This window comes from Methylorubrum podarium, from assembly GCF_022179745.1.
GTDB classification, from domain to species: domain Bacteria; phylum Pseudomonadota; class Alphaproteobacteria; order Rhizobiales; family Beijerinckiaceae; genus Methylobacterium; species Methylobacterium podarium.
In genome coordinates this window covers 1-7041 of the sequence record NZ_BPRD01000460.1, presented here as the reverse complement: position 1 = coordinate 7041, position 7041 = coordinate 1, and the positions used below count along the sequence as shown (strand labels likewise).

The following is a 7041-nucleotide window of genomic DNA, read 5'->3' as shown; positions in this document are numbered from 1 at the left end:
CCCGCCGGCATCGGCGGTGACGTCGTACCATTGCAGCCACTCGACGGTCTTGATCCAACCGATGATGGCGAGCCGCACCTTGCCGTCGTCGGAGACGAGCCGCGGCGTGTCGGCGCGGGAGAAGCGCTCGATGAACGGCTCCTCGTCGGAGGTGGCAAGAACCCGCTCGATCGAGACGTCGAGCGCCTGGCTCAAGCGCCAGATCGTGGCGAGCGTCGGGTTGGTCTCGTTGCGCTCGATCTGGCTGATGATCGACTTCGCCACGCCGGACTGCTCGGCGAGTTCGGAGAGGGAAAGGTTGTAGGCCTTGCGCAGGCGCTGGATCGTCTTGCCGAGTTGGCCCGAGAGCACCTGCGCACCGCTGGCGAGATCCTTCGGCCGTCCGCGCTCGAGGCTTGCCGCTATGTCCTGCATCACGTCGGTCCGGTGAGAGTGCCCGCCGCGCCATCCGCGCGCCGACCACACCCTCGCGGGCGGATCGGATCACGAAGTCGTGGGCGGGGCACCGAAAGGCGTTCCGTTATCCGAACGAGCGTTTGATCTGTCAAACGCAAAACGAGGCCGCAGGCCCGGTTTCGACCCGGCGCGGAGCTATCGCCAGAGCGCGTAGAAGTGGTGGAGCGGGCCGTGGCCGTGGCCGACGGGCACCGAATCCGCGGCGCGGATCGCCGCCGTGACGTAGGTCTTCGCGGTTCCCACCGCCTCGGTCAGCCCCTGGCCGCGGGCGAGCCCGGCCGCCACGGCGGCCGAGAGGGTGCAGCCCGTGCCATGGCTGTTGCGGGTCTCGATGCGGGGCGCCGCGAACCGGCGCAAGGTCCCGTCCGCGGCGATCAGGTGATCGACGCTCTCCCGGCCCTCGCCGTGGCCGCCCTTGATCAGCACCGCCCGCGCCCCGCGCGCCAGCAACCGCCGCCCCTGCGCCACCGCCTCGTTCTCGTGCTCCGCCTGCCCTTCGTCGAGCAGGGTCGCGGCCTCCGGCAGGTTGGGGGTGACGACGACGGCGAGCGGCATCAGCTCGGTGCGGAGGATCTCGACGGCCTCCTGCGAGATCAGCCGGTCGCCGCTGGTGGCCACCATGACGGGATCGAGCACCACGGGGATGCCGGCGGCGTGCCGCCGCAGTCCCTCGGCCACCGCCCGGATCGTCGCGGGATGCGAGAGCATGCCGATCTTCACCGCGCCGACCGCGAGGTCGGAGAACACCGAGTCGATCTGCGCGGCGACGAAGTCCGCGGGCACGTCGTGGATCGCCTGCACGCCGCGGGTGTTCTGCGCGGTGAGCGCGGTGACGACGCTGGCGCCGTAGACGTGCAGGGCCGCGAAGGTCTTGAGGTCGGCTTGGATGCCGGCGCCCCCGCTCGAATCCGAGCCGGCGATGGTCAGGGCGATGGCAGTCATGGGCGTCTCCCGTCGTCTGTTCTTCTGGTATCGCCCTCTTCTAACCTGATCCTGCAGCGCCGCGCTGCCCGAGCGCCTCATCGACCCGCGCCAGCAGGTCCCGTGCCTTGGCCTCCGTGGCGCCGCCCTTGAACAGCGCGCCGATCAGCGCCACCCCGTCGGCGCCCGCCCGGATCACGGAGGCCGCGTTGCTGGCGTCGATCCCGGCGATCGCGCCGAGCGGAAGGGCCTGGCCCCGGGCGAGCCGGGCGCGGAACACGATCCGCTGCAGCCCGTCGAGGCCGACCGGCGGGTCCGGGTTGTCCTTGCTGGTGGTGGCGAAGACGCCGCCGATGCAGGCGTAGTCGATGGGGAGCCGGTAGAGCTCGTCGGCCTGGGCACCGGTCTTCACGGTGAGTCCGATGACGGCGCGGGACCCGAGCAGGCGGCGCGCCTCCTCCGGGTGGAGATCGGATTGGCCGAGATGCACGCCCTCGACGCCCGCGGCGAGCGCGAGATCGACCCGATCGTTGACGAGGAGCGGCGCCCGGCCCGCCACCGCCGCATGGATCGCCCGGATCCGCGCCAGCGCCGCGCGGGCGCTGGTGAGATCCTTGTCGCGGTATTGGAGCAGGGTGGCGCCTCCGGCCACGGCCTCGGCCGCGAGCGCGGCGAGCGCCGCCGAGTCCTCACCCAGCACGCCGACATCGAGGATGCCGTAGAGGCGCAGGTCCACCGCGCGCCCCGCCGACGGCCGGGACGAACTGAGCCCTGTGCCGAGCCCTGCCCCGATGCTCATGCCGACCCCCTGTCCCGTCCGAGCGCCATGGCCGCTCCCCGCGCTGAAACCCTCCGCCCGTCTAGCAGGATCGGCCCGCCGCGGCGACCGTGCCGGCACGCGCCATGGAAACCACTTGCAATCGAAACCTCCTGCGGATGAGGCCCCGGCCTCCGTTGACGGTGCCGGGGCCGATCCGGCAAGAGCGAAGGGGTAAAGGCAGGGCCATCGCTCGAAGCCGTGTGAGCGGCTTCGCGGCGCGAAGAGCGCCGCGCGGAGCGGGCTGGTCAGGACGTCAGTCCTGAGCAGCGTCGAGCGGAGCGAAAGCCTGAGCCCGCGGAGGCGGGCGCCGGCGACTGAGGCAAAAGTCAGGGTGATCGCTTTCGAGCGATTGCCCTGACGCAAGAACCGGAACCGCTTCCGCCGCCGAGGGGATGCCCGAGGAGAGGGGCTGAAGGCCGACGAACACATGAGCACGGCCGAACCGGGTGTGACCGCCGCCGCGGCGGACAAGGAGAGGCGCGCCGCCAGCGCTTCCTCGGTGGGACTCGTCGCCGTGATCGTCGCGGCGACGGACGGGGAGCCGCGCGCGCTCACCGTGCAGGTCGCCGGCCAGGCCAAGGGCCGCGAGAGTGCCCTGCCCGCCGGCCCGCTGGTGCCGGAGCACGCCACCCTGGAGCGGGGCCTTCGCGCCTGGGTGGAGCAGCAGACCCACCAGCGCCTCGGCTATGTCGAGCAGCTCTACACCTTCGGCGACCGCGACCGGGAGGGCGGGCAGCACGGCGTGCACCTGCTCTCGGTCGCCTATCTCGCCCTGGTGCGCGAGCTGCGCCCGGCGGGTCTCGCCGAGGCCGCGTGGCGCAACTGGTACCGCTACCTGCCCTGGGAAGATTTTCGCGAGGGGCGGCCCCCGGCGCTCGCCGCGATCGAGCCGCGGCTGATGACCTGGGTCGCCGCCGCCTCCGACCCGAAGCTCCGGCGCCTGCGCGAGGACCGGGTCGGCCTCAGCTTCGGCATCGGCGGCGCCTGGAACGAGGAGCGGGTGCTGGAGCGCTACGAGTTGCTGTTCGAGGCCGGCCTGATCCCGGAGGCCAAGGGACAGCACGGCGCCGCCGTGCCCGACGACCTCGCGATCACCGGCCAGCCGATGGCGCACGACCACCGCCGGGTGCTCGCCACCGCGATCGGCCGCCTGCGCGGCAAGATCAAGTATCGTCCGGTCGTGTTCGAGCTGATGCCGCCGGCCTTCACCCTGCTGCAGCTTCAGCGCACGGTCGAGGCGCTCTCGGGCACGCGGCTGCACAAGCAGAACTTCCGCCGCCTCGTGGCACAGCAGGGGCTGGTCGAGGAGACCGAGGCGCTCACCAGCGGCAATGCCGGACGCCCGGCCCGACTGGTGCGCTTCCGCCGGGAGGTTCTCCTGGAGCGCCCGGCGCCCGGCGTACGGCTCACCCCGTCGCGGCGGACGGTGTGACACGCCATCCGGTTAATCGCTTCGGTCGTTTCTTTGTCATCGCCGCGGCTCCGCCTCGCGATGACGGAGTCGGGCCAAACCCAAGGTGATCAGCCGCCCACGGCATGAAACGTCCGGTGGGCCCGGCATCGCCGAGCCCCCATCATCGACGCCTACCTGGCCTCAGGCCTGGGCTTCCTTCTTGCGGCGCGGGGCGCGGCGCTTCTTCTCCGGGGCGGCCTCCGGCTCGGCGGCGACCGGCTCGGGCGCGGCCTCGGGCTCGGCGGCCCGACGGCGCTGCTGACCCAGCCCGAGGGCCCGGGCCAGCTCGGAGCGCTGCTCCGAATAGCTCGCGGAGGTCATGGGGTAGTCGTTGGGCAGGCCCCACTTCGCCCGATACTGCTCCGGCGAGAGACCGCGCAGGGTGAGGTGACGGCGCAGCGTCTTGTAGGGCTTGCCGTCCTCGAAGCTGACCAGGAAGTCGTGGCTGATCGACTTGCGGATCTCCTGCGGCGTCGCCTTGGGCGGGCCGGTCTCGGCGGACGGGCGCCCGCTCATGGTGACGGAGCGGATTGCCTCGTGCACCTCCCCGAGAAGCTTCGGAAGCTCGGCACTCTGGACGTGATTGTTGCTGACATAGGCAGAAACGACATCGGCCGTGAGGGTAACGAGGCGGGCCGATTCCGCATCCTGTTCACTGGTTTCCATGGCGCGATCTTCTGTGCAGGAGGATTACCTGGAAGACGGTAAGCTCAGAGCCGCGGAGGAGCAAGACATCGCCACTGAATTCGCGCGCAGTCAGGTCGAAGAAAATGGAGCGACGCGCGCGTTTCTGTGCAGGTCGAGTGGAAAAATCGCCGATGCGACGCTGCGGAAAAAAACGATTGAGCCCACCTTGCGGCTGAGCCGGAAGAGCGGCACGAAATATTGCAAATGTTAAGAACGCGCCTGTCGATTTTCGGAAGATGATGTTGCGCCAACGAGTTGGAATTTCGCATCGTCCGGAGTTTCCATCGTCGGCGGCGGAGACGGGCCGGCGCGCTGCTCTCCGCAGAGGCATCGCCGCGGACGACGGCCTTTGATTGCGACATCCTGCCGCATGGCTACGTATTTTCTGTGGATTGCCTCCGTTTGAATCGGATCAGCTGAGCGATTTCTCCGGATCAAAACGTGCTGTTCCGGTTCTGAATCGGTGAAGGTGCCCTTCGATCGACCGGAAGTACGGAGGGCGGTTGCCCATAATTGGGAGCCGACCGCCGAAGGTGCTATCTATTTGCTGATAAAGAGGGCTCCGGATCAGCGAGGGCGAACTCCGGCAACCTAGAGACAGTATTCCTGTGGCGATACCTCAGGTTGGTGCCGCCGATGGGCTGCCGGTTCTTGCAAAGCTTTCCGGCATTGTTGCTGAGCGGGCCCGGCTCAGCGCGCAGGTCTTTGCGTCGCCTCGTCCCGCCTCGCTTTGCCAGCGCACAATGATGATGCGGCCCCGGCACCGCGCGAGCCGCACCGTGCCGGGTCTCCTTCACTGGAACGGATGATCGCGTCGATCCTCGGGCCGGATGGAGCCGGAGATCAGTCGAGGCCGAGCATCAGGGCGAGATTCTGCACCGCCGCCCCCGAGGCGCCCTTGCCGAGATTGTCGAGGCGCCCGACCAGCACGGCCTGACCGTGGCTGTCGGAGCCGAAGACCCGCAATTCGAGCCGGTCGGTGTCGTTGAGGGCTTCCGGCTCGATGCGCTCGCGGTGGGCGCCTTCCTCCGCGCCGCGCACGACCTTCACCAGCGGGGTGTCCGCGTACCAGTCGGCCAGCGCCTCCTCCAGGTCGCCCGGCGTCGGATGGCCGGGCAGGGCGCCGAGATGCAGCGGGATGCTGACCAGCATGCCCTGCCGGAAGTTGCCGACGGAGGGGATGAAGATCGGCCGCCGGGTCAGACGGCTATAGGCTTCGATCTCCGGCAGGTGCTTGTGGCCGAAGCCGAGACCGTAGAGCTGGAACGGGGCGCCCTCCCCGCGCTCGTAGCTCTCGATCATGCTGCGGCCGCCGCCGCTATAGCCGCTCACCGCGTTGATGCTGACCGGATGATCCGACGGGATCAGGCCGCGCTCGACCAGGGGGCGCAGCAGCGCGATCGCCCCGGTCGGGTAGCAGCCGGGATTGGCGACCCGGCGCGCGCCGCGGATCGCGTCGGCCTGCTCCGGCGCCATCTCGGCGAAACCGTAGACCCAGCCCGGCGCGATGCGGTGGGCGGTGCTGGCATCGAGCAGCTTCGGGCCGCCCCCGGACAGGCCGTCGGCCAGGGCGGCGGTCTCGCGGGAGGCGTCGTCGGGCAGGCAGAGGACGACGAGGTCGACCTCTTCCAAGATCGCCCGCTTCACGCCCGCGTCCTTCCGGCTCTCGTGCGGAATGCTGACGAGGCGCACCCTGCCGTCGCGTTCCAGGCGCTCGCGGATGCCGAGACCGGTGGTGCCGGCCTCGCCATCGATGAACACCTTCGGGGCGCTGACGCCGTCGGACATCGCAAAATCCTCGCTCGGCCCCGATCCGGGCCGCTCTGACACAGGGCGCGGACGCGCGCCCGCACCGGGCACGTCCTGCAACACGATTCGCCGGTGGCGGGGAGGTGGAAGCTTCGTCCTCCCCTGTCAACGTCTCCGGCGATTGCGCGGCAGGCCGCTCGCGGACGTCGCCGGTCGGTGGACAGGTTCGGCGCGGCCGGAACTCAGGATGTCGCCTTCTGTTGACAGCCGAATGTCGCTGAGGAGGCGAAACCGATGTCAGGAACCGCGAAGAAGACCGATCCGAAGCTGTGGGACAAGGTGAAGAAGGAGGTCACGCAATCCTCCAAGGGCGGCAAGCCCGGCCAGTGGTCCGCCCGCAAGGCGCAGATGGCCACCAGCGAGTACAAGAAGGAAGGCGGCGGCTACGCCGGCAAGAAGTCCGACGACAACCACCTCAAGCAATGGACCGACGAGGAGTGGGACACGAAGTCGGGCAAGGAGAGCGGCAAGACCGGCGAGCGCTACCTACCCAAGAAGGCGCGCGAGAAGCTGTCCGATTCCGAGTATAGCCGCTCCACCGCCAAGAAACGCGCCGATTCCGCCAAGGGCCAGCAGCACTCGAAGCAGCCCGCCGACGTGGCGAAAAAGGCGGCCTCCGCCCGCAAGACCGGCAAGACCTCGAATAAGGGCGGGAGCGGCGCCACCAAGGCGGAGCTGATGCAGAAGGCCCGCAAGCAGGACATTCCCGGCCGCTCGAAGATGACCAAGGGTGAACTGGAGCGCGCTCTCTCCGCCTGAGAAGTACGGACCGGCGAGGACGGAGGCATCCGCCCTAAGGACCGGTCCGACACGGCTTCCGGCCGATCGTTTCGGTCGGAGCATGGCGTGTCCCCTCCCCCCTTGTGGGGAGGGGTTCGGGGTGGGGGTGGTGCAG

At 69.6% G+C, this 7041-nt stretch carries 7 protein-coding genes; 2 read left to right on the top strand and 5 right to left on the bottom strand.

The window, feature by feature from the left end:
• The 3 genes from MFF42_RS20735 to thiE form a co-directional block, all read right to left on the bottom strand.
• Positions 1 to 414, bottom strand: a 414-nt coding sequence (locus MFF42_RS20735; protein WP_238257440.1) for a helix-turn-helix domain-containing protein, incomplete at its 3' end; no start/stop codon positions are given.
• A gap of 177 nt (positions 415 to 591) precedes the next feature.
• A complete protein-coding gene (gene thiD / locus MFF42_RS20730; RefSeq protein WP_238257439.1) occupies positions 592 to 1398 on the bottom strand; it encodes a bifunctional hydroxymethylpyrimidine kinase/phosphomethylpyrimidine kinase in 807 nt (268 codons plus the stop codon).
• Between the two features lie 40 nt (positions 1399 to 1438).
• Positions 1439 to 2176 (bottom strand): thiamine phosphate synthase, encoded by a 738-nt coding sequence (gene thiE / locus MFF42_RS20725; protein ID WP_238257438.1) that lies wholly within the window; start codon positions 2174 to 2176, stop codon positions 1439 to 1441.
• A gap of 448 nt (positions 2177 to 2624) precedes the next feature.
• On the opposite strand from thiE, the gene MFF42_RS20720 reads away from it, so the two are divergent.
• Positions 2625 to 3629, top strand: a complete 1005-nt coding sequence (locus MFF42_RS20720) for an NUDIX hydrolase (protein WP_238257437.1) — start codon at positions 2625 to 2627, stop codon at positions 3627 to 3629.
• A gap of 162 nt (positions 3630 to 3791) precedes the next feature.
• On the opposite strand, the gene MFF42_RS20715 is transcribed toward MFF42_RS20720, so the two are convergent.
• Positions 3792 to 4316, bottom strand: coding sequence for a Ros/MucR family transcriptional regulator (locus tag MFF42_RS20715; RefSeq protein WP_238257436.1), 525 nt, complete (start codon positions 4314 to 4316; stop codon positions 3792 to 3794).
• Between the two features lie 864 nt (positions 4317 to 5180).
• Positions 5181 to 6125: an N-acetyl-gamma-glutamyl-phosphate reductase gene (gene argC, locus MFF42_RS20710; RefSeq protein ID WP_238257435.1), complete on the bottom strand. Its 945-nt coding sequence runs from the start codon at positions 6123 to 6125 to the stop codon at positions 5181 to 5183.
• Between the two features lie 255 nt (positions 6126 to 6380).
• On the opposite strand from argC, the gene MFF42_RS20705 reads away from it, so the two are divergent.
• Entirely contained in the window at positions 6381 to 6905 is a 525-nt protein-coding gene (locus MFF42_RS20705; protein ID WP_238257434.1) for a hypothetical protein, read from the top strand.
• The last annotated feature ends 136 nt before the right edge of the window (positions 6906 to 7041 follow it).